The sequence below is a fragment of the Lacrimispora sp. genome (assembly GCF_046972725.1).
Taxonomy (GTDB): Bacteria; Bacillota; Clostridia; order Lachnospirales; family Lachnospiraceae; genus Lacrimispora.
In genome coordinates this window covers 306,461-328,311 of the sequence record NZ_JBKVXF010000004.1, presented here as the reverse complement: position 1 = coordinate 328,311, position 21,851 = coordinate 306,461, and the positions used below count along the sequence as shown (strand labels likewise).

Below are 21,851 nucleotides of genomic sequence, written 5' to 3'. Positions count from 1 at the left end.
CTATTTTGCTGCTTCTTCCAGGATGCGCTTGGCTTCCGGCACGAACTGAGCGGTTGCATCATCACCGGTCGCATCACCATATCGGATTGCTTCTACCACGGTTTTTCCTAATGCTTCTACCTCTCCCTTACCTGCAGGATCTGGCGCATCGATTGGTGTTGCAATTTCAGAAACCTTTGCAATGAAATCAAATACGTTCTGTGCAACCGCATCTGTCTTTGGCTTGATTTCATCAGCTACGGCTGTGTTGATCGGAATTCCTCTTTCCGCAAGAAGAATGTCATTTGCTTCTGTGCTGTTTACGAACCAGTCAATAAACTTCGCTGCTTCTTCTTTATTCTTGGAAGATTCAGAAATGGAGAAGAACTGGCTTGGTTTCAAAAACATTGGCTGGGATTTTGCATCCTTAGTGGTCGGATACATGGTAATGCCTAAATCTCTTCCTGCTGTGCTTGAAATACTGATATACTGGTTTGAGTATGAAAAGTCATTCCATGTGGTACCATCAATAATGGGCTTTGTCTCCACAACATCAGGGTTTTTCTCTGCAAGAAGGTCTGCGGAAATGCTGAATTCCGCTTTTGCAAATTTCTCAACATTGGCAAAATGAAGCTTCATGGAATCTTCCTTGCCATCCTTTAACTCATCAAACAGATGGGAATCATTGGTTCTTGCAATGATCTGCATCATGTTGATACCGCCGTCAAAATAAGTTTTGGTTCCGGTCTTTTCGTATATTGTCTTGGAAATGTCGTATAATTCCTCAATCGTCGGCTGTTCCGGTATGGTAACTCCTGCTTTTTCAACAATTGCCTTGTCATAAACCATCATCGGAGCATTGCTTCCCAAGCTGATTGCATAGCATTTGCCGTCAATGGAACCACTTTCAATAATGCTCTCAGGGATCTTTGAGGTATCAATGATGCCGTTGGAGATAAATTCCGATAAATCAGCAAGCTGTCCGCTCTTCTGGTACTGATTCAAATAGGAATAATCCATCTGTATGATATCTGGCATATTGCCGCCTGCGGCCATTGCGGAAAGCTTATCCCAGTAACCGGACCAGTCGGTAAATTCCACCTTGATATCCACATTGGGATTCTGGCTCATGTACAGATCTGCTGCTTTTTTTGTAACATCATTTCTCGTCTGGTTCCCCCACCAGGTGAGATTTAAAGTAATCTTGTCTCCGGATGCTGCCTGGGTATCTGATCCTGTACTTCCAGTCTCGGCTGCGCTTGAGGCACCGGTTGTCTGGGTATCAGTACCCTGTGATTTGGAACCGCATCCAGCTAAAGATGCTGCTGCTAAAAGTGCAGCAAGTGCTGTTGCTAAAAATCTTCTTCTCATTATAAAACCTCCCTTTTGATTTAAATATGATACCCATATCATATGTCAAATATGCACAACGGTAAAGTTAAAATATGGCTTTTTGTGGTTAAAAAAACAGCTTTTTATTGTTTTTTAGCTTTTTACAATTTATTTTTTTACACTTTTACTATATAATACATTTAGGAAGAAAGGATGTATGTCTATGAGTCAGTGCACCATATGGTTTAACAACCTGTCTTTATATAAGAAGATTCTCACTGTATTTCTGCTGGCGATGCTGGCACTTTGCATCACCTTTGTTCTCAGCATTAAGATACTCACCGCCCGGTATAACGAAGAACTTTACCGTACCAATGCGAATTCCCTGAACCATGTGACCACTTATCTGGAATCGGAGATGCAGATGGTGGAAAATGTATCGGACAACTTAATCGGGGACCAGGTCATACAAAACAACTTAACGTTCCTCTCAGAGAACCCTTACAGCAACCGCCGTTCCCTGGCCCGCCGGGATATCTACCAGCAGCTTTACTCCTATATTTACCGCAGCAGTTACATTAAATCCATCAACATTATACTGTCTGACGGAACAAACATCTGTATGGGAAGCTCTGACGAGATTTTAAAATTCAACACCAAAGAACTGGATAAGAATCTGGAGTCCTTAAAAGGAAGGTCCGTCTGGTCAGCCAGCATCGAACCCGGTCCCAATACGGTATGCGCCAGACAGATTTTAAAGCTGAAGTATTTAAGCTTAAAGAAGCTTGGGGAGCTTTACATCACGGTGGATATGGATAAAATGATTGAAGATGGCTTAAATAATTCCGGCAGCCTTGCAGAAAATTCCATGTTCATCCTGATGAACGGGGATAAGCGGATCTATCCTGCAAAACCCTTTCACGATGAATACTGTATTCAGCTGATCACGGAAAACAAAAAAGCTGGAAATTCCTATTCCATCGCCACCTTAAGCGGCAATAAAGAATTTATCATCAGCGGACATGTGCCTTATGTGGGCTGGGATTACCTCTATTTCCGGGATTATGACCCGTTATTTTACAGGATCCGGCTGATCAGCATGCAGATTTTTCTTTTTACTCTCTGCATTGTTTTGTCCACTGCCGTATGCGTGAATCTGATTTTCCGCCATATTTTCCGTCATCTGGATTATCTGATAGAAAAGATACAGTGCTTTGGAAGCGGGGAACTTCCTGCCTGTAATGTGAAATGCTACGATTATGAAAACCGCCAGGATGAAATCGGACAACTTCACCGCAGCTTTGATGAGATGACTCACAGCGTAAAGGTCCTCAGGGATGAAAATTACGACAAACAGCTTCTTGTCAGAGATTCTGCCATCAAGATGCTCCAGCAGCAGATCAATCCCCACTTTTTATACAACACGCTGGACACCATCAACTGGATGGCTCAAAAATACGGGGCCGATGACATCTCTGTCATGGTCCGCTCTCTGGGGAATTTATTCCGGGCTTCCATTGCAGACCAAAAGGATATTATTCCATTGTCAGAAGAATTAAAAGTGCTGGATAATTATATCCAGATCCAGCAGATCCGCTTTAAAGACAGGCTCCACTTTGAACTGGAGACCCCTGATAATATTTCCCGGATTTTCGTGCCAAAGCTTTGTATCCAGCCTCTGGTGGAAAATGCTTTAAAACATGCCATGGAGGACACGGACGAGATGTGCCGCATACGGGTCATCATTGAAGAGATGGACAGGGATTATCAGATTAAAGTCACCAATACCGGTTCCCGGTTTGAAAAAGATCTGCTGCAGAAAATAGAGAATAAGGAAATAACGCCCCAGGGCTCCGGCGTAGGGCTTTTAAACATCAATTCCCGGTTAAGGCTGCTTTACGGAGATCATTACGGATTGAAGTTTTACAATGAAGACGGAAAGGCAGTGGTCATGCTGTCCATTCCCAAGGAACAGGAGGAATGATATGCTGAGACTGATGATTGTAGATGATGAACAGATTATAAGAGAAGCACTCTCTCAAATGATTGATTACCAATCTATCGGCTATGAGCTGATCGCTGCGGCGAAAAACGGCATGGAAGCCTATGATATTATCTGCGACGAATACCCTGATGTGGTGATCACGGATATCCGCATGCCCCTTTTAAACGGTCTGGATCTAATCGACCGTTCCATAAAATCGGATTCCAGAATCACCTTTGTCCTGCTTTCCGGATATAATGATTTTGAATATGCCAAACAGGCAATGAAATACGGCGTCCGTTACTACCTGCTAAAGCCGACAGATAAAAATGAACTGATCGAATCACTGATTTCCATTCGAAAAGAAAGGCTGATGGAGGAGGAAAACCGGAGACTCCAGCAGAAAAATTTTCTTAGAACCCTGCACGTTCCGCTGGAACAGAGCTTTATTATGGAAGCGCTGGAACACCAGGACTCGTTTTCTCCGGTGTTCCGCAAATACCAGGGATTTTTATCCTTTCCCAAAGACTGCCTCTATGCCTGTATCTGCTCTTTTGTGGAAGAAGGCTATTTAAAAAACTTTGTCACCGATATCAAAAGACTTCTGGATTCGGCCAAAATCCCGCTCCAGTTTTCCATTCTGTATGTAAAAAATACAGCAGTGCTGGTTTTTCCTGCATCCACGCTCGCCCTTCAGGAAGAGATGAACCGGCAGATCATTAAACTGAAATATCCCGGCCAGTCCGTCACCTTTGAAACCGAGTTTATCCATAAGGAATCTCCGGAGGAACTGTTTCAGACAATTCTTTCAAAGATCTCGCGTTTTGAAAGAATCCTGATCCTTGGAGAAGGCGACCGTTTCCACGAAATCAAGAACCATATCGCTTCTCCGTGGATGATCAGCCAATTGGAAAACTCCATTACTTCTGCAGAAAACACAGTTCAGGCCGCAAAACTCCTGGACTCGGTCTTCATGGATTCCATGCCCATCTCCAGTGCCAGAAACCTGGCCCTGGGCCTGTTTCTTCAAAGCGGAATGGAGCAGGAAAAGCTGCCAACGGATGTTGCCTGTGATTTTTTCAGACGCCTTTATTCCTGCAATTCGGTCAATGACATACGAAAGCTTCTGCTGGTGGTCATGGTCCAGAAGGCACCAGAAACCAGCTCCTGCAAAAACAGCTCCAACATCGCTCATTTAAAATCCTATATCAAAGAACACCTGGATTCTGAGAATCTGTCATTAAAGTGGCTGGCAGAGAATTATCTGTTCGTAAGCGTGGGATACTTAAGCAAGCAATTCATAAAAGAAGAAGGCATGCGCTTTTCCGACTACCTGAACAAGGAAAGAATGGAAGAAGCTATTCGTTTGATGACCTTCTATCAGAATGACAACGTGAAGCACATTGCCCGCCAGGTAGGCTTTGGCAGCAATCCTCAGTACTTCAGTCAGGTATTTAAGCGGTATACCGGCCTTCCGCCGACCGAATATATTGAAAAGTACAAAACCAAACATGAAACAAGAACAAAAGGAGAAAAATTATGATGTCAAATGAACAGTTACTTGAAAAAATCCACTTAGTGGTGGAAAAACTCATGAATTTAGGAGGCAGCGATTACGACAAAGACCGGACCGTCAGCCGTACCGATACAAAAAAGGGCATTATCCAGAGAGATTTCGGTATTGAAGAATGGGACTGGCCACAGGGAGTCGGTTTATACGGGCTCTATAAACTTCAGGATTTTTATGAAGACGGCCGCTATCTTCCCTTTTTTGAAAAATGGTACAGCGGACATGTGGATAAAGGACTTCCTTCCAAAAACATCAATACCACTGCCCCGTTTCTCCCCCTGTCCTATCTGTATGAAAGCCTGACAAAATCCGGAGATTTTAAAGAGCTTTGCGAGAAACGGGCGGACTGGCTCATGAATGAACTTCCAAAAACCCCGGATAACGGCTTCCAGCATGTGACCAGTGCCATCGGAGACAGGAATGGAGTATCATTAAACGAAGGCCAGCTCTGGGTGGACACTCTGTTCATGTCAGTTCTTTTCTTAAATAACATGGCCAACCAGTCTGGCAGGCAGGACTGGAAGAATGAAGCCATCCATCAGTTCCTGGTTCATATCAAATATCTGTTTGATAAAAAGACCGGACTCTTCCATCATGGCTTCCGCTTTGATAAAATGGATAACTTCGGAGGCATTTTCTGGTGCAGAGGAAACTCCTGGTTCACCTACGGCATCATGGAATACCTTGACAATTGCAAAGAGGAACTGAACGAAGGCGTAAGGACCTTTTTCATTGATACCTTTAAGTCCCAGGCTGAGGCACTTTTAAAACTTCAGGCTCCGTCCGGACTCTGGCACACCGTTCTTACCGATGATACCAGCTACGAAGAGGTTTCCGGCTCTGCAGCCATCGCTGCCGGGCTGTTAAGAGGCGTAAAAGCCGGTATTCTTAATGAGTCCTTCCAGGCAGCCGCTGACCGGGCTATCGCTGCAATCTGCGAGAATATATCTGAAGACGGAACGGTTTTAAATGTATCTGCGGGAACCGGCATCGGTATGACAGCCGATCATTATAAGAATATATTAATCATGCCGATGGCCTACGGACAGGCTCTGGCTCTGACCGCATTGTGCGAGGCACTGGAAAAATAACCAAAAAAACCGAAATTTTCAAATGCTCAGGAACATATTTTCAATTGAAATATGTTCCTGTTCTGCTTTAATAAAAGGTATTTTGGGCTTATAAATCAATAAAAAACCAAAAAAACCGAAAAACAGCAGATTGCACAATAAACCCGCTGAAAATATACAAAAGCAAATCTATATACGACTTCTGCCCGAAAAAAAGCACACAGATTCTTGGTATAATTGACTTTTGCTGAAAGAGGAAAATTCAGTTCAAATTTGACAGCGGCCACCTTATCTTGTAACATAAAATAATGATTCTATTCAAAGTCTGAAAAAGGAGGAACACGTGATGAAGTTAATAGACAAAGATATTACAGCTGCAATTTTTGATATGGATGGCACCATGTTTGATACAGAACGGCTCAGAATGAAGACCTTAAAAGAAGCATCTCTGGAACTATATGGAGAAACCATACCTGACAAACTGCTGTTAGACTCTCTGGGGCTCAGTTCTGTTTCTGCAAAGCGCTTGGCGAAAGAAGCATTCGGTCCCGATTATCCCTACGAGGAAATCCGCAAACGAGCCGACGAACTGGAACTATCCTATGTAAAGAAACACGGCGTTCCTGTCAAAAACGGACTGATTGAAGTTCTGGAACGTCTTAAGCGCAATGAAATTTTGCTTGCAGTTGCCACCTCCAGCAAAAGAGCCATTGCAGAAGAATACTTAAGAGATGCAGATGTTTTTAAATACTTTGATGTGGTGGTCTGCGGTGATGAAGTAGACAAAGGAAAGCCGGACCCACAGATCTTTTTAAAAGCAGCCGCAGGCATCAACTGCCAGCCGGATACCTGCATGATCTTTGAAGATTCTGAAAACGGCCTGTTAGCGGCATCTTCCGCAGGAGGTCAGCCAATCTATATCAGGGATATCAAAGAAGCCCGTCCGGATATTAAGGAAAAAGCCTGGTTGTGCTATAACAGTATGAACGAATTTCTACAGCATCTGCAACTCTATACAAAGAATTATCCTGTTCCCACTCTAAACGAACATTTCCCACAAAACGATAACCTTCTTACTGCCGGAATCCACGGCTTCGGTGCCATTGGAGGCGGATATATTGCCCAGATATTCTCCCACTGGGATGGCTATACTAGGCCTGGAAAAATCATCGGTGCTACCAGAAATTCAGAATTAAGGAATATGGTAAATGCATTCCATTCCTATCAGGTCAACTATGAGAGCCTTGCCTATGAACAGACCATCCGCAATGTTTCCCTGATCGATATGGATGAGGAAGAGCAAATGGTATCCATGTACCTAGAAGCGGATATTATGGCCTTATGCATCCCGGAAAGTGCAGTGAAACAACAGGCGGTAATGACAGCCAAAGGGCTTCTGGCCCGAAAAGCAGCAGGGCGGGAACCACTGACCATCTTGATCATACTGAATAAGGTTCATGCCGCTTCCTTTGTAAAAAAACAGATAAAAAAAGCACTCCTGGAGCTGGCTCCCAGAGAAACCGCCGATGAGATTCTTGAGGATAATTATTTTTGCGAAACAGTAGTGAACCGGATGGTTTCTGCCTATCCGAAGGAGGAGCTTTTAAAGCAGATACAGCGAAAGTTGAATACTTTAAAAGAAACAGTCCCGGATACTGTAAATATCAATAAACCGGCCATCAGTTTAAAAGGGATCACTCGGATACTAAAAGACATCTCTGTCATACAGACAGAGCTTTCCAAAGTCAGTCTTGTGCTGTTTAACAGCGAGCCTGACATGACCCTCTACGCCGGGGGGAACAGTCCGCTTCTGCATCATCTTCGGCAGATCAAGGTGATGGAAGACATCGGACAGATGCAGATAATTAAAAACCGCCTTTCCAACGGCACCCATGCCATGATTGCCTGGTATTCTTCTCTTTTAGGATACAAGACCATCGGGCAGGGAATGGGAGACGAACGAATCCTTGACTTCGTAACCAAACTTATGGAAGAAGAAATCAAGCCTGCCTTGTTAGAGAAAAATCCTGATTATGAAGATTATATCAACGGTTTTACAAAAAACTTTATAAAACGCTGCCGCTTTTCTTTCAAAGACCCTGTAGACCGGGTAGGACGGGATCCCATCCGAAAGCTTCAGCATAACGAACGGATACTGGGAACCATGTCCATGGTGCGTTCTATGAAAAGTTCCTCTCCGCTTCTTGAATTCGGTACTGCCCTTGGATTCTACTATGGAATCTCTTTAAAAAACCCGGAGGATAAAGAAAGTGCTGCGCTGCGCAGACTTTATAATCAATTGGGAAATATTGAAGAGGTGCTTACCTACAATGGAATGGTTGAAGGAAAGCCCTGCAAGTTCCTGGATAAAGAAAAAGATTATGATACCGTCCTTCGTATCAGTCAGTATTTTCATGAGCTGGCAAGAAAAAGTTCTGCTAATTCTGCTTAGAACAGGAGCTTTGTCACTTTGCCAATTGAAACGCTTTCCGGTATCCTGACGGTGTTGCAGCTGCATGTTTTTTGAAAATCCTTTCAAAATAAGTCACACTTTCAAACCCGAGGATATCGGAAATCTCAGTAATGGAATAATCACTGTTTGCCAAAAGCTCCCTGGCTTTTCTGACTCTGGCCAGATTCCGGTATTCGTTGACGGAAAAGCTGGTCACTTCCCTGAATATCCTGCTTAAATAGGATTTGCTGATAAAGAACCGCTCCGCAAGCGCCTCCAGGCTTTCCCCGGTCTCACAATGAACCGTTAAATATTCCGCCACCTCATGAACCTTCCCGTGTTTGGCTGTCTGCACCGTAGGAGGCATCTCTTTGACCACATTCCTCTTCCTGTTACGGCAGATTATCAAAAGAATCTGAGACAGCATGAACCGGACCATAAGCTCATACTTATCTGCGCGGTGTTCCAGCTCATTCCTGATTCCAAGCAAAAGATTTTTCATCTCCTCCCATTCGGTATCTGAAAGTTTTATGACTCCATAATAATCCCCAAATATCTTTTCCAGAGAATACATACCGGCACTTTTCAGCCACGGCTCTAAAACTCTTTGGCTCAGCTGAAGAAGAATCCGGTCATGGGTTTTACATCCCGCCTGGCTCGTTTTGTGGACCTGCTCCCTGTTTACCAGAACCAGGTCTCCGGTCTTCACATAATAAGTCTCCTTTTCAATGAAGTAATACCGCTCTCCTTCCAGGAGAAAATACAGCTCATACGTGTCATGAAAATGCTTCATGGTCATGGAATATTCCTGATCCCGGACCACTTCATCAATGACGATTCCCTCCATGCTTTCTGAAAAAACTGTTTTTTCCATTCCGACCTCCATGTTTGTAGCCAAAAGTATGATTATATAAAAAAAAGAACCGATTATATTAGCATTATAATACTATAATACATTATAATATGCAATATAGAGCACAAGGAAACACCTAAAATATATTTATATTACAGGAGGAACCCCTTATGAAATACGCTGACAACAAAGTCACAGATTTAAAGATCGCCTATATCGGCGGCGGCTCCAGAGGCTGGGCCTGGACCTTTATGACCGACTTATCCATGGATGACTCATTAAGCGGAACCATTCGCTTATACGACATTGACGAGTCCGCCTCAAAGAGCAATGAAATCATCGGCAATAAGCTGACGAGCAGAGAAGACACCATTGGAAAATGGAATTATGAAACGTCCGGGTCCTTAGAGGAGGCATTGACCGGCTGTGACTTTGCGGTCATTTCCATTCTTCCGGGAACCTTTGACGAAATGGAATCTGACGTCCACCTTCCCGAAAGACTTGGGATTTACCAGTCCGTAGGCGATACCGCTGGCCCTGGCGGAATGATCCGTGCCCTGCGCACCATTCCCATGTTCGTAACCATTGCAGAAGCCATCAAAGAGTACGCTCCGGAGGCCTGGGTCATTAACTACACAAATCCCATGTCCTTATGCGTAAAAACCCTCTATCACGTATTCCCCCAGATCAAAGCCTTTGGCTGCTGCCACGAAGTCTTCGGCACTCAGAAGGTCTTAAAAGGGATCTGTGAAGAAGCGCTGGGCTTAAAAGACCTGGACCGCCGTGACATTCACGTAAATGTCCTTGGTATTAACCACTTTACCTGGTTTGACCAGGCCTCCTATAAAGGAATTGATCTATTCCCCGTATACCGTGATTACATTGATTCCCACTATGAAGAAGGCTACAGCGAGCCGGACAAAAACTGGGCGAACAGCACGTTTGAATGCGCCCACCGTTTAAAATTCGACTTGTTTTGCCGCTACGGTCTGATCGCCGCTGCCGGAGACCGCCACCTTGCGGAATTCATGCCAGGAGAAGAATATTTAAAAGACCCTGAAACCGTAAAAAGCTGGAAGTTTGGCTTAACCACCGTCGCCTGGAGAAAAGAGGACTTAAAAAAACGTCTGGAACGAAGCCACCGCCTGGTAAACGGAGAGGAAGAGATCCAGTTAAAGCCATCCGGCGAAGAAGGAATCCTTTTAATTAAGTCTCTCTGCGGTCTTGCGCGCACCATCAGCAACGTGAACATCCCAAACACCGGCTTACAGATTCCAAATCTGCCCGAACATGCCATCGTAGAAACCAATGCCGTTTTTGCCCGTGACAGCATCAAACCGGTCATCGCCGGCTCCATTCCGGAAAACATCCTGGAATTAATCACCCCACACACCGACAACCACGAGCGCATCTTAAAAGCCGCCCTCACCTGCGACCGCACCCTGGTCTACGAAGCATTCGCCGCCGACCCTCTGGTAAAAGGCCGCGCCACCGAAGCAGAGATCAAATCCCTGGCCGACGACATGATCAACAACACCATGAAATATTTGCCCGAAGGCTGGAAATAATCTTTCCGCCCCCGGCAACACGTTTCCGGAAAAAAGGCCGGCAGAGGGACACGACCGCACCGATTTGGTGCCGTGTCCCTCTGCCGGCTCTTTTCCCTCTCAGCCTCCGCAAAAATTAAGACTAAAATGCCCCTCTCCATTCTCATCGATCTCCATCACCATATAGGAAGGCTTTCTCCCCTCCTGCCTTGGATAAGACAAACTTCCCGGATTTAAAATGATAACCCCATTATGTACCTCATAAAAGGGCCTGTGGGTATGTCCGTACATGATAATATCCAGATTCCGTTCCCTTGCCTCCAGCTCCAGCCGTTCCACCCCAAGAGAAACATTATAATAATGACCGTGGGTAAGCAATACCCGGTATTTTCCGATGTTTATTTCCTTTTCCCGGTCCAGCTCCGAAAAGAAATCATTATTTCCCAGAACCATATGGACCTGGCAGTTTTCTCCTGCCCATCCGGCAATCTTTTCTTCACTGCCTTCCACATCACCCAGATGAATCAACATATCAAAGGGACCTTTTTCCCTTATAATCTTATAAAGATTCTCGTCCTTGCGATGGGTATCACTGACAATCAGTACTCTCATCCTGCTTCCTCCCGTAAAAATCCATAAGCTTCCATTTCATGGCTTCCAATGCCTTTCCACGGTGGCTGATTTTATTTTTCTGTTCCATGGTAAGCTCTGCTGCCGTCTTTGAAAACTCAGGTATATAAAATATAGGATCGTAGCCAAATCCATCCACACCGGCCGGACGGTCAGCCAAAAAACCTTCCATGGTTTCCTCCGTATGAAGAATGCTTCCATCCGGCAGAACTGCTGCAATATTACAGACAAACCGGGCGCTTCGTTCTGCTCCGGATGCTCTGGCTGCCCGGTCGAGAATCTTCTGGTTTTTGATCACATAAGAAGTATCCTCCCCCATGTATCTGGCAGAGTAAATTCCCGGTTCCCCGTTTAAGCAGTCCACCACCAGGCCGGAATCATCTGCAAGTACGATTCCTCCGGTTCTCTTCCACACGGCTTTGGCTTTTATCTCTGCATTTTCCCCAAAGGTAGACCCGTCTTCCACAATATCAATGGTGACACCCGCCTCTTTCATGGACAATACCTTCATTCCCAGGTCCTTTAAAATCTCACGGATTTCCCGCATCTTCCCCTCGTTGCCGGTTGCAAAAACAATGATCTCCTGGTTCATTTGTTATCTCCTTAATTCCCAATTCTAACGGTCTTTTGTGTACGCCTTTAAGCATAAATTGCAGTTTTGTTTTTCTTCCACCCTTTCCCAGGTTACACCGTCAATGCTGATGTAACCTTCTCCATCGGAAAGATCTGCAAAGGTGCGGCCATCTCCCGCATCGTATTCAATTGCTGCAGGATGAACCGTATTGGGCGTGGTTATCTTTACGGTAACTGCAAACCGCTCCCCCTTATGAAGCTCCACAGCTTTCGTAGATTTATCGGATACAGGCACCGTATAGTAGCCGGCGTTTTGAAAGCTGCCTTCTGCCAGAAGTATTCTCCGGCCGGCATCTTCTCCATTCATGATTTCATCCTGATTTTTTGCATCAGGCACTCCATAGATCTCATAGGAAGTCCTGGAATCCGTAGCATAAAATCCGACGGCAGACAGCGTTTCACGGCCCCCTGCCTCATAAACATTGGACATCCACACCGTATCTTTCCCATATCCAAGCTGGCCCACCCAGCCTCTTAGGTCAGACTGATAAATATGATCGTAATTATCCGGATCCTCTACTGCAGCATAGACCAGATTATTCATTCCAATATTGGAATCATAATATGACACATAATAATATCCCTGATCCCCAAAGCCCTTTCCCCAGCTGTTTAAACAGATAAAGGCTCCGTCTCCGCCAACGTCTGCGTTAAAATTCTCCTTTGGGTAGGCATCATCCCAGCCAATGATCACAGAATCGTGGTTCGGCAGCTGGGAACCGATATAGCAATATGCGTAAGCCTCTTCATTATAAGAGGAGGACCGGCTGTTTTCGTCCGTCATAGAGGTATAGAGAGAACTCTGTACCCCGCCGTACTGAAGCACCGCCCGTTTGATCTTTTCGTAGTCCTTGCCCGGAATCAGCTGAATCTCCTGGACGTGCTTTACGGCTTTTAATCCCTCCGGGGATATCCCGTCCCCATAGGGATCATCCGACTCCAGCACAGGCCCCTTCCAGGAGAGGAGATAAGCCAGGGACATGGTGAATTCCCCGCCCTCTTCCTGTGGAATGCAGAACCCATTGCCTAAGGACATATGATCTTCGGAGAAATCAAACGATTCTTCCGGTAACAGACTGGCTTCCAGTGCCTGCAGAGAAGCAAAAGCCCAGCAGGTTCCAAGGGTTCCCTGATTTTTCACCGGAGGGACCCTGCCCTCTTTTCTTCCATCGTAGGAAACCGGAAGAACGGCAGTCTCCGGGTCAATGGACCCCTTGCCTGCTTCTGTCCGGGAAATAACAGTTTCCTTTGAAGGTTCTCCTACAGGATTTATGGATTGGCAGCCCGTTATAATACAGACCACAAAAAGCAAAAGGGCCATCCATTTTTTATTTTTCAAACGAATCTCCTGTTTTTCTTTTTGGAGGCTTTGGCCCCATAAACTGATAGAAATAAGTTTTCATCATACCGTTATAGATCTTCCGGTTTTTATCTGCTTTTCTGCCGATGTACTTTTCTGCATCTTCATAAGCGGTTATCATATATAAAGACCAGGCATCCAAAGCTTTATACCGTTCACCGATCTGCCGGTACAGCTCCGGTAAGTCCTTCTTATCTTCCAGCCGCTCTCCGTAAGGAGGATTGGTTATGAGAAAGCCATATTTTTTCGGATGGCTTAATGCACTGACCGGCCTTTGCTGAAAATGGATCATATGGTCCACGCCTGCTGCTTCCGCATTGGACTTGGCGGCTTTTATAATATCCGGGTCAATATCATATCCCTGGATATCCACCTTTACATCATTCTCCAGAAGATCATTGGCTTCATCCATGGCATCATACCAGCATTTTCTTGGAATCAGGTTCTTCCATTCTTCGGAAAGAAAGGAACGGTTCATGCCAGGTGCCATATTGGCCGCTATCATGGCTGCCTCAATTACAAATGTCCCGCTTCCGCAGAATGGGTCCACCAATATGCGGTCCCTGTTCCATGGTGTAAGCATAATAAGAGCTGCTGCCAGGGTTTCCGTAATGGGGGCTTTGCTGGTCAAGGTTCGGTAGCCTCTCTTGTGGAGAGAATCCCCTGTGGTATCGATCCCAACCGTTACCTGATCCTTATAAAGGAACACACGAAGCGGATAGCTGCTTCCTTTTTCCTCAAACCATTCCACGCCATAGGACTTCTTCATCCGCTCTACCATGGCTTTCTTCATGACAGACTGGATATCCGAAGGACTGAAAAGTTTACTTTTAATGGAAGAAGCCTTGGCAACCCAGAACTTTCCGTCCTGAGGAATATAATCCTCCCAGGCAATGGCCTTTGTTCCCTGAAAGAGTTCTTCAAAAGTTCCGGCCTGAAAGCACCCCACCTTTAAAAGAACACGTTCTGCCGTACGAAGAAATACATTGGCACGGCAAATTGCTTCATCATCTCCAATAAAAGTCACTCTTCCATCCTCTACTGCAGTGATATCATATCCTAAATCCGTTATTTCTCTTTTTAATACCGCTTCCATACCAAAATGGCAGGGGGCAATCAGTTCAAATGTTTTTTTCACAGAATTCTCCTAAGTTCATTTCTTTTTGCACATTTCCCTCAAAATCCAGAATGCGGAATGTCTGGTCCTCCAATATGGCATAGGTAGGCGGATTCCCTCCTTTTGGTATGGAAACAGAGCCAGGGTTCAATATGGTAATATCTCCCTCCCGTTCCGCAGTCAGGATATGGGTATGGCCGTGAAGCAGAATATCTCCCTTTTTTACCGGCGGCAGATGATCCTTATTAAAAATATGGCCGTGAGTCGCATAGACCGTAAGACCTTCGATGACCAGCAGGGCATAATCCGCAAGGACCGGAAATTCCAGCACCATCTGGTCCACTTCTGTATCACAGTTTCCCCGAACGCAATAAATCTGGTTCTTATATCCATTTAACATGGAAATCACCGCCTTCGGGTCATATTCCCTGGGAAGATCATTTCTCGGACCGTGATAAAGAATATCTCCCAATAACAGCAGTCTGTCAGAACCAGATTTTTTATATTCATCTAACAGAAGCCTGCAATAAAAAGCAGAACCATGAATGTCAGAAGCAATCATATATTTCATAAGCTATTTCTCCTTCTGTATATAATAGATATATTTTAAGGCCAGGGAGGTATTTCTGTCAATGAATTTACCTATCCCCAAACCATATATTTTCCCCTGTAATATGCGATTCCATTGGCAATATTGAGCACCCGGTATCCATATTGCTCTAATCTTCTGCAGATCATCATGCTTTGTCCGCCCCTGGCACAGTAGAATATAAGAAGTTTATCCTTTTGCAGAGAGTTGATCCAGCTGTCCATTTCCTCATATGGAAGATTTACAGCTCCTTTGATATGGGCTTTCCGATAGGACTGTCTATTTCGAAGATCTATGATCATGATATTATCATTGTAATCGATATAATTATCGATTTCCCAAATCGGGATCGTCTGGAACATATTATCACCTGTCCTTTCTAGTAATAATATATTCCATTTTTTTCAGTTTGCGAAAATTCACAGGGACACGCTGATTTTGAATTAAGAAAGAATCCTCCCGAAAGGGTGTTCATGGTATAGGACGAATTTTCCTATACCATAAAAAAACGCGGGAAAGGACTTTTAGTCTCTTTCCCACGCCTTTTTTTAACTTCTTTTTTTTCCCGAGGATTAGTTAGTCTTGTTACGGCTAGAATTACGGCTGTTGTCCTGGCTGGAGTTACGGCTGTTGTCCTGGCTGGAGTTACGGCTGTAATCCTGGCTGGAGTTACGGCTGTAATCCTGGGTGGAATTATGGCTGTAGTCCTGGCTGGAATTACGGCTGCTGTTCTGGCTGTTATTCTGGCTGTTGTTCTGGTTGTTGTTCTGGTTGTTGTTCTGGCTGTTGTTCTGGTTGTTGTTCTGGAAATTTCTAGAAGAGTTATCCATATCGTTGTAATTATTTCTAGACATAATTAATACCTCCTGTTGGTGTTTTTTGTTACATGAACTAGTATGGCAAAATCCGAACAGATTATACGGTTATTTTGATATAAAAATTTATCAAAAAACAATATATTCTTTTCTTTATACCTTTATAAACAGAAGATATCTTATCTCATCACTACATTAAAATTTTATAGGGCTAACCCCTGATAGTTTAAGATTGATCATTAAATCAACATTCATAACACATCTTTTACAAAAAATAACTTTGCATTTTTATTATAGCTATATTATAATTATTATGAGGAGATAATTTTCCTCATCCTTATTAATTATTTATACTCCCCTCGGAACCAGCCGGATAGCTCCCCTATCCCGGCTGGTTCCCTTTTTATTCACTCTTTCCGAAACCACTGGTCCGTAGCTTCTCTTATTTCCTCAGATAAAATATTGGTATACACTTCATGATGCAGCCATGCCAGTGTTTTCTGTTCCAGATATTTCTTCATTTGCTTTTCTGCATCATCCATTACTACCTTTATAAGACAGGGGCATTTCGTATGAGAATCGGGCAGCTTCTCTTTATCCAGTAAAACCGTATTCTGCCTGATCTCTGCACATTGAAAGAATGATTCTTTTCCCTCCACCGCCTCCACAACGTCCCAAAATGTAATATTCCCAGGATCGCGGGCCAACGCATATCCTCCCTTTACTCCTGGCACAGACTTAATAAGGCCGGATTTTCCAAGCTTTGCATAGACCTTTGATAAATAGGTTTCTGAAATGCCCTGAAAGGTGGCCAGATCTCTGATTCCGACCGATCTGTCCTTTTCTATATTTATCATATAAAGCAGACAATGCAATGCATACTCAACTCCAACTGAAAATCTCATGGATTCATTCTCCTTTACCCTGATATGTATCTATCATAATGGATAACAGGAATGAATTCAAGACAAAAAATATCTGCAATTATAGAAAAAGCATTGACACATGTATGAAAAAAATGTAATATAATTATAGACAACATTAATCGACGATATAATATGTCGCTAAATAGGAGGAAATTCATGTTTTCAGAAAAATTCATTGAAGTATTAAAGCACGAAGGTGTGGTATCCATTGTAAGCATTGCAGAGAACGAAGCCCATGTGGTCAATACGTGGAACCGTTATTTAGAAATAGCAGACGGGAATAAACTCTTAATCCCGGCCGCCGCAATGATAAAAACCGAAAAAAATGTAAAATTGAATCCAAGGGTAAAGCTGACTCTGGGAAGCAAAGAAGTTATGGGATACAAATCCATGGGAACAGGTTTTTTATTAGAAGGAACTGCAAAATTTTTAAAAGAAGGGGAACATTATGATATGATGTTAAAAAAATGCCCGTTTTTGACAAGAGTATTGGAAGTGACCGTTGACTCCTGCAAACAAACCTTATAAGCAAGAAAGAATTCCGCTTGCGGGATTTCCCCGGAAGGTTTTTTATGGTACAGGACGAACCTTCTTATACCATAAAAAGACCTTCGGCAATCCCTGCCGAAGGTCTATACCCTATCCAAAATCCGGTTGTCCGCTTTATCATTAGTCGCCAAGAATATTGACGATTTTCACAGGTGTCCGATAATTCCACGGGGAAGTCTTGATACCTGTGCTGTATGTGGAAGCATGCACCACCTGACCGTTACCAATGTACATGGCAACGTGGTTAATGGATCTGCCTCTGGAATAAAAAATCAAATCTCCCGGACGCATCTGATCCGCGCTGATGGCTTTGCCCTGGGCAGCTTGTCCACCAGAGGAACGGCTGATTGTAATACCTGCCGCATGCTGCATCACATATCTTGTAAATCCGGAGCAATCCACACCGGTGTGAGGATCCGTTCCGCCATATGCATAACGTCCGCCTACAAACTGCAATCCGTAATTTGCAATACTCTGTCTTAAATCAACCGCAGCAGCTTCTTCCGCTTTATTCTTCTGCTCCAAAGCTGTTAACGTCTCTTCATCTGTCTCAGTCACGGTCGCATTCCCGTTAAGAGGCAAATATCCGTATGTATCATTTACTTTCACCTTGACCAATCCGCCACCCATGTCTTCCATCACTTCAAAGGAAGTTCCTTTGGAAGCAGTCATCAAAGCTTCGGTTCCTTCTTCATCTTTACTGATTGTTACTTTATCCGAATCAACAGTCACTAAATAGCTGCCATAACTAAGTCCTGGTCCTGAAATCACATCTGCTTTTACATCTGAAGGTCCTGCAATTACAATTGCGCTGCAAAAAGCCATAAGGCCTAACGTTTTCCATGTTTTTTTCATCATCGGGAAATCTGCTCCTAATTTTACTTTTTGGTTTTCAAATGTTACGTAATTATTAAATTCATTACGGTTATTATACATTTAATTTATCTTTTCGTCAAGTATTATTTAAAACTGCACGAAATTCGTTTTTTTTCAGTTTAAAACGCTGACAAATTTCACAGGCTTGCGATACATGACATTTGTTACGATAATACCGGTCTTTTCAGTCGATGCATGAACAACTTTCCCATCTCCCATATATAAAGCAACATGGTTAATGGATCCATTTCTTCCATAAAATACCAGGTCTCCTGGCCGGGCATTCTGATAGCTTACGGTCTGCCCTTCCTTGGACTGGGTTCTGGAACTGTGGCTGACAGTAACACCTGCTGCCTTCCCAAGCACGTATCTGGTAAATCCGGAACAGTCGACTCCGGTTTCAGGATTCACTCCGCCATATACATAACGGCCTCCAACAAACTGAAGCGCGTAATCAACCACTTCTTTTCGCTTTAATGCGGACTTATCCACCTTTTCCACAGATTTTTCGATTAAGGTTGCAGAACTGCTTTTTATGTAGCCCTGTCTGTCAGAAACCCTGATCTTCATATAGCCATCCTTTGGAGGTTCCACTACCTCATAAGTCTTTCCTTCCCCGGCGTTTAAAAGGATCGTACCATCAGACGTTGCAGTATCCAAAACAGGAACAGGCACATCTATCTTCGCATAAAGTGTCGTGCTGGTTTCTACTGCAATTTCCGCCCCATGTGTCTCTGCCGGTGTCACAAGACTGAGACTTGCCAATAGCCCGAAAAGTCCAAATGCCTTCCACATTTTATTCTTCATATCGATTCTCCTGTTTTCCTTGATTGCTGTCAGTCCTGAGAAGTTTTAACTAAATGTTACATAATTGTTACTTTTTGATTATATAATTATATTATAAAATTGTCAAGCAAAAACGGCATCCATGACGTTTTGACGTCATGAATGCCGTTATATTTTTGTAATATTTAAGCAACTTTATTAACAGTATTTTACATTACCGTTTCATTCCTCTTACAAACCAGATGATAAGAAGCACCAAAAGCAGAGGCCCGAAAAGCGGCATCAGAAGACTGAAGATCCCAGTAAGAATCGTGACTGACAAAAAGAACACAAAGAAAAGAACCAGGACTGCCAAAGCCTTCCAGTACCATTTACTCAAGTCAAAATAATGGATCTGACGTCCAAAATCTTCCTGGTCCTCATACACATTCCTTCTGGATTCTGAGTAAGACTCATAATAAGCCTTGCCATGGTCCGAAGCGTTCTCATTGGCTTCTATGATAGTCTTGGCAATCAGTCTGGGATCACCGATGGAAGCAATGATTTCCTCTTCCCCGGAACCCTTCCCCGCCTCCGAACTGATATATTCTTCATAAAACCTTATATTCTCCTCGATCACGTTTCCGGGAACTTCACCGGTTAAAGTTTCCCTTAGACGCTGCAAAAATTCCTGTTTGCTCATCTGAGCCTCCTTCAATTAAGTGAATAACTCCGACTATTGTACCATCCGGGGGCGGCTTCGTAAATAAACCTTCTCTGAAAAAATTATAAAAATTTCATCTTGTTACGGGCTAATCCACGTTTTCCTTAATGATCCCATCCCGGTATGCGGCCACCAGTTCTTTTAAATCTGCAATCCGTTCTGCAAGTTCTGCTCCCTTGTCCGTATCTGCCACCATGACCCGGGATTTTACATTTTCCACTACGGAAACTCTGGGAGTGCTTTCCTCATCGGGATTAAACGGCTTATGCTCTGCCAGAGCCAGGTGATTGGAGTTATAAATAAGGGTATATCCGGCAATTCCTGTCTTTGACTGGTAGGCTTTTGATAAACCTCCGTCGATCAAGAACAGTTTTCCGCCTGCCTTTACCGGTGATTCCCCTTCCTTTATTTTCACAGGAACATGACCATTGATGATGTGGGAGCCTTCCTTTGGAAGACCGAACTCTTCCAAAATCTTATTGCAGTATTCTTCTTTTACGCTCAGACGGTAATACGGGTTCATGGGCTCTTTATAAGTCTGGGGATCTTCGATGAAATAATGTTCAAAGGTAGTCATCTTCCCTTTCCCATAGACCGGAGATTTGGCCCCGCACCACAAATACCACATAAAGTCTCTGGCATCTGCACACTCCGGGGAATTCTCCGGCATAAAATAGGCATTTTGAACCTTCTTGTCCAGATAATCCATAAGGGCCTTTCCGCAGTAAGACTGATCGTCTATCTGTAGTTCTTCAAAACTTCCGTCTTCCTTCATGGGAATGCAGCCATGGTAGAGAAGGTTGGAATTATAGCATTTATACATGCTTCCATGGGAATACAGGAAACGGACATGCTTATGAAGAAGCTCATTATGAAGAAAGGAAAGCTGCAGGGTACGAAGCAGTTCTTCCTCTTCCTTATTAAGCTTTAACGGATCTTTGGGATCTACCGTAGGCAGATAAGTATCAACCATGGGATATTCTTTTCCTTCTACCGTTACCACGCCTCGCTGAAAGTCAATGGCTTCCAGCAGGATCCTGTCATTCATTCCGTATTCCGGATGGCGTTTGATGATCTGGCCTTCCACCTTGAACTGAATGATGGCGATTGCCTTATGCATCTTGGCTGCAAGCCCCGGGTCCACCGCATCATAAATGTTCTCATCAAGGATCTGGGGAATGAACCGTTCACAGGGGTCTTCCCGGTAGACCTTTGCTGCGAACATGGATAACGGTCTTAAATTGATGCCGTAGCCGTCTTCCAGCACATCAAAGCTGTTATAGCTGATGGCAATGCGCAGCACATTGCAGATACATGCCAGATTCCCGGTGGCAGCCCCCATCCAGGAAATATCATGATTCCCCCACTGGATATCCACATCGTGGAACTGAAGAAGTTCGTTCATGATCATATCCGCTCTTGGGCCCCGGTCAAAAATATCACCAATGATATGCAGACAGTCAATGGTTAAATTCTGGATCAGTTCGCACAGTGCCACAATAAACTTGTCTCCCACCTGGATGTCTATGATGGAACGAATGATCTCACTGTAATACACACGTTTATTATCATCATTATAATCCACATGTAAAAGCTCATCGATGACATAGGCAAATTCTGCGGGCATCTTTTTTCTCACCTTGGATCTGGTGTATTTGGAGGATACCACCTTGCAGATCTGGACCAGGCGGTAAATGGTCACTCTCTGCCACTCATCGTCTGCTGCATTGATACATTCCAGCTGGCTTAACACCTTTTCCGGATAATAAATTAAATTCGCCAGCTCTACTTCCTCTTTTTCAGGCATAATGTGGCTGAATGTTTCTGTGATCTTTTCCCGGATAATACCGGAAGCACTCTTTAATAAATGAATAAAAGCTTCATGTTCTCCATGTAAATCGCTGAAAAAATACTCAGTTCCTTTTGGCAGGCCCTGTATGGCCGTCAAATTGATGATCTCACTGGAAGCCGCCTTAATCGTCGGATATTCCCTTGCCATCAGTTTCAGATATGCTAAATCTCTCATAATAGTTCTTCCTCTCCTGATGCACTGTTGCATTTGTACGCTTCTTATAGTACC

The 21,851-nt window shown here is 43.9% G+C and carries 20 protein-coding genes; 6 read left to right on the top strand and 14 right to left on the bottom strand.

Going from position 1 to position 21,851, the window contains the following annotated elements:
* Entirely contained in the window at positions 1-1,350 is a 1,350-nt protein-coding gene (locus ACLTWA_RS15545) for an ABC transporter substrate-binding protein (RefSeq protein WP_412328805.1), read from the bottom strand.
* A gap of 178 nt (positions 1,351-1,528) precedes the next feature.
* Between ACLTWA_RS15545 and ACLTWA_RS15540 the strand changes: the two genes are divergently transcribed.
* The 4 genes from ACLTWA_RS15540 (at position 1,529) to mtlD (ending at position 8,387) form a co-directional block, all read left to right on the top strand.
* Positions 1,529-3,295, top strand: a complete 1,767-nt coding sequence (locus ACLTWA_RS15540) for a sensor histidine kinase (protein WP_412328804.1) — start codon at positions 1,529-1,531, stop codon at positions 3,293-3,295.
* A 1-nt stretch (position 3,296) separates the two neighbouring features.
* Positions 3,297-4,838 carry a response regulator transcription factor gene (locus ACLTWA_RS15535; protein WP_412328803.1) on the top strand — a complete coding sequence of 514 codons (1,542 nt, stop codon included), beginning with the start codon at positions 3,297-3,299 and terminating at the stop codon, positions 4,836-4,838.
* Positions 4,838-5,956, top strand: a complete 1,119-nt coding sequence (locus ACLTWA_RS15530; protein ID WP_412328829.1) for a glycoside hydrolase family 105 protein — start codon at positions 4,838-4,840, stop codon at positions 5,954-5,956. The genes ACLTWA_RS15535 and ACLTWA_RS15530 overlap by 1 nt, the downstream gene beginning before the upstream one ends.
* A 325-nt stretch (positions 5,957-6,281) precedes the next feature.
* Positions 6,282-8,387: a bifunctional mannitol-1-phosphate dehydrogenase/phosphatase gene (gene mtlD / locus ACLTWA_RS15525; protein ID WP_412328802.1), complete on the top strand. Its 2,106-nt coding sequence runs from the start codon at positions 6,282-6,284 to the stop codon at positions 8,385-8,387.
* A gap of 13 nt (positions 8,388-8,400) precedes the next feature.
* Here mtlD and ACLTWA_RS15520 read toward each other — a convergent pair whose 3' ends face one another.
* The gene (locus ACLTWA_RS15520) at positions 8,401-9,261 is read right to left on the bottom strand and encodes an AraC family transcriptional regulator (RefSeq protein WP_412328801.1); all 861 of its coding nucleotides are present in this window, start codon (positions 9,259-9,261) and stop codon (positions 8,401-8,403) included.
* A gap of 149 nt (positions 9,262-9,410) precedes the next feature.
* Between ACLTWA_RS15520 and ACLTWA_RS15515 the strand changes: the two genes are divergently transcribed.
* Positions 9,411-10,808 (top strand): alpha-glucosidase/alpha-galactosidase, encoded by a 1,398-nt coding sequence (locus ACLTWA_RS15515; RefSeq protein WP_412328800.1) that lies wholly within the window; start codon positions 9,411-9,413, stop codon positions 10,806-10,808.
* A gap of 99 nt (positions 10,809-10,907) precedes the next feature.
* Here ACLTWA_RS15515 and ACLTWA_RS15510 read toward each other — a convergent pair whose 3' ends face one another.
* The 8 genes from ACLTWA_RS15510 to ACLTWA_RS15475 form a co-directional block, all read right to left on the bottom strand.
* Positions 10,908-11,399 (bottom strand): YfcE family phosphodiesterase, encoded by a 492-nt coding sequence (locus ACLTWA_RS15510; RefSeq protein ID WP_412328799.1) that lies wholly within the window; start codon positions 11,397-11,399, stop codon positions 10,908-10,910.
* Positions 11,377-12,009: an RdgB/HAM1 family non-canonical purine NTP pyrophosphatase gene (rdgB, locus tag ACLTWA_RS15505; protein ID WP_412328798.1), complete on the bottom strand. Its 633-nt coding sequence runs from the start codon at positions 12,007-12,009 to the stop codon at positions 11,377-11,379. The genes ACLTWA_RS15510 and rdgB overlap by 23 nt, the downstream gene beginning before the upstream one ends.
* Before the next feature lie 24 nt (positions 12,010-12,033).
* Positions 12,034-13,371, bottom strand: a complete 1,338-nt coding sequence (locus tag ACLTWA_RS15500) for a lectin like domain-containing protein (RefSeq protein WP_412328828.1) — start codon at positions 13,369-13,371, stop codon at positions 12,034-12,036.
* Positions 13,372-13,378: 7 nt separating this feature from the next.
* Entirely contained in the window at positions 13,379-14,548 is a 1,170-nt protein-coding gene (locus tag ACLTWA_RS15495) for a THUMP domain-containing class I SAM-dependent RNA methyltransferase (protein WP_412328797.1), read from the bottom strand.
* Complete coding sequence (gene yfcE, locus ACLTWA_RS15490) at positions 14,532-15,098, bottom strand: phosphodiesterase (RefSeq protein ID WP_412328796.1); 567 nt, start codon at positions 15,096-15,098, stop codon at positions 14,532-14,534. Before yfcE ends, ACLTWA_RS15495 begins: the two co-directional genes overlap by 17 nt.
* Before the next feature lie 71 nt (positions 15,099-15,169).
* Positions 15,170-15,478, bottom strand: coding sequence for a rhodanese-like domain-containing protein (locus ACLTWA_RS15485; protein WP_412328795.1), 309 nt, complete (start codon positions 15,476-15,478; stop codon positions 15,170-15,172).
* 210 nt (positions 15,479-15,688) lie between these two features.
* Entirely contained in the window at positions 15,689-15,973 is a 285-nt protein-coding gene (locus ACLTWA_RS15480) for a hypothetical protein (protein WP_412328827.1), read from the bottom strand.
* A 365-nt stretch (positions 15,974-16,338) separates the two neighbouring features.
* Positions 16,339-16,836 carry an Rrf2 family transcriptional regulator gene (locus ACLTWA_RS15475; RefSeq protein WP_412328794.1) on the bottom strand — a complete coding sequence of 166 codons (498 nt, stop codon included), beginning with the start codon at positions 16,834-16,836 and terminating at the stop codon, positions 16,339-16,341.
* A gap of 177 nt (positions 16,837-17,013) precedes the next feature.
* Here ACLTWA_RS15475 and ACLTWA_RS15470 point away from each other — a divergent pair, with 177 nt between their 5' ends.
* Complete coding sequence (locus ACLTWA_RS15470; RefSeq protein WP_412328793.1) at positions 17,014-17,385, top strand: pyridoxamine 5'-phosphate oxidase family protein; 372 nt, start codon at positions 17,014-17,016, stop codon at positions 17,383-17,385.
* A gap of 141 nt (positions 17,386-17,526) precedes the next feature.
* Here ACLTWA_RS15470 and ACLTWA_RS15465 read toward each other — a convergent pair whose 3' ends face one another.
* The 4 genes from ACLTWA_RS15465 to ACLTWA_RS15450 all read right to left on the bottom strand — a co-directional run bounded on the left by ACLTWA_RS15465 (position 17,527) and on the right by ACLTWA_RS15450 (position 21,797).
* Positions 17,527-18,264: a C40 family peptidase gene (locus ACLTWA_RS15465; protein ID WP_412328792.1), complete on the bottom strand. Its 738-nt coding sequence runs from the start codon at positions 18,262-18,264 to the stop codon at positions 17,527-17,529.
* 132 nt (positions 18,265-18,396) lie between these two features.
* A complete protein-coding gene (locus tag ACLTWA_RS15460; protein ID WP_412328791.1) occupies positions 18,397-19,089 on the bottom strand; it encodes a C40 family peptidase in 693 nt (230 codons plus the stop codon).
* A gap of 193 nt (positions 19,090-19,282) precedes the next feature.
* On the bottom strand, positions 19,283-19,750 hold the full coding sequence (locus tag ACLTWA_RS15455; protein WP_412328790.1) for a DUF1700 domain-containing protein: 468 nt from the start codon (positions 19,748-19,750) through the stop codon (positions 19,283-19,285).
* 109 nt (positions 19,751-19,859) lie between these two features.
* Positions 19,860-21,797: a fructose-1,6-bisphosphatase gene (locus ACLTWA_RS15450; protein ID WP_412328789.1), complete on the bottom strand. Its 1,938-nt coding sequence runs from the start codon at positions 21,795-21,797 to the stop codon at positions 19,860-19,862.
* Between the last annotated feature and the right edge of the window lie 54 nt (positions 21,798-21,851).

What these genes read in the sequence shown, in the direction of transcription:
- ACLTWA_RS15455 (WP_412328790.1), bottom strand. Translation starts at nt 19,750, where the DNA reads ATGAGCAAACAGGAATTTTTGCAGCGTCTAAGGGAAACTTTAACCGGT.
- mtlD (WP_412328802.1), top strand. Translation starts at nt 6,282, where the DNA reads ATGAAGTTAATAGACAAAGATATTACAGCTGCAATTTTTGATATGGAT.
- ACLTWA_RS15515 (WP_412328800.1), top strand. Translation starts at nt 9,411, where the DNA reads ATGAAATACGCTGACAACAAAGTCACAGATTTAAAGATCGCCTATATC.
- ACLTWA_RS15535 (WP_412328803.1), top strand. Translation starts at nt 3,297, where the DNA reads ATGCTGAGACTGATGATTGTAGATGATGAACAGATTATAAGAGAAGCA.
- ACLTWA_RS15530 (WP_412328829.1), top strand. Translation starts at nt 4,838, where the DNA reads ATGTCAAATGAACAGTTACTTGAAAAAATCCACTTAGTGGTGGAAAAA.
- ACLTWA_RS15465 (WP_412328792.1), bottom strand. Translation starts at nt 18,264, where the DNA reads ATGATGAAAAAAACATGGAAAACGTTAGGCCTTATGGCTTTTTGCAGC.
- ACLTWA_RS15475 (WP_412328794.1), bottom strand. Translation starts at nt 16,836, where the DNA reads ATGAGATTTTCAGTTGGAGTTGAGTATGCATTGCATTGTCTGCTTTAT.
- ACLTWA_RS15450 (WP_412328789.1), bottom strand. Translation starts at nt 21,797, where the DNA reads ATGAGAGATTTAGCATATCTGAAACTGATGGCAAGGGAATATCCGACG.
- ACLTWA_RS15520 (WP_412328801.1), bottom strand. Translation starts at nt 9,261, where the DNA reads ATGGAAAAAACAGTTTTTTCAGAAAGCATGGAGGGAATCGTCATTGAT.
- yfcE (WP_412328796.1), bottom strand. Translation starts at nt 15,098, where the DNA reads ATGAAATATATGATTGCTTCTGACATTCATGGTTCTGCTTTTTATTGC.
- ACLTWA_RS15540 (WP_412328804.1), top strand. Translation starts at nt 1,529, where the DNA reads ATGTCTATGAGTCAGTGCACCATATGGTTTAACAACCTGTCTTTATAT.
- ACLTWA_RS15545 (WP_412328805.1), bottom strand. Translation starts at nt 1,350, where the DNA reads ATGAGAAGAAGATTTTTAGCAACAGCACTTGCTGCACTTTTAGCAGCA.
- rdgB (WP_412328798.1), bottom strand. Translation starts at nt 12,009, where the DNA reads ATGAACCAGGAGATCATTGTTTTTGCAACCGGCAACGAGGGGAAGATG.
- ACLTWA_RS15470 (WP_412328793.1), top strand. Translation starts at nt 17,014, where the DNA reads ATGTTTTCAGAAAAATTCATTGAAGTATTAAAGCACGAAGGTGTGGTA.
- ACLTWA_RS15485 (WP_412328795.1), bottom strand. Translation starts at nt 15,478, where the DNA reads ATGTTCCAGACGATCCCGATTTGGGAAATCGATAATTATATCGATTAC.
- ACLTWA_RS15500 (WP_412328828.1), bottom strand. Translation starts at nt 13,371, where the DNA reads ATGGCCCTTTTGCTTTTTGTGGTCTGTATTATAACGGGCTGCCAATCC.
- ACLTWA_RS15510 (WP_412328799.1), bottom strand. Translation starts at nt 11,399, where the DNA reads ATGAGAGTACTGATTGTCAGTGATACCCATCGCAAGGACGAGAATCTT.
- ACLTWA_RS15460 (WP_412328791.1), bottom strand. Translation starts at nt 19,089, where the DNA reads ATGAAGAATAAAATGTGGAAGGCATTTGGACTTTTCGGGCTATTGGCA.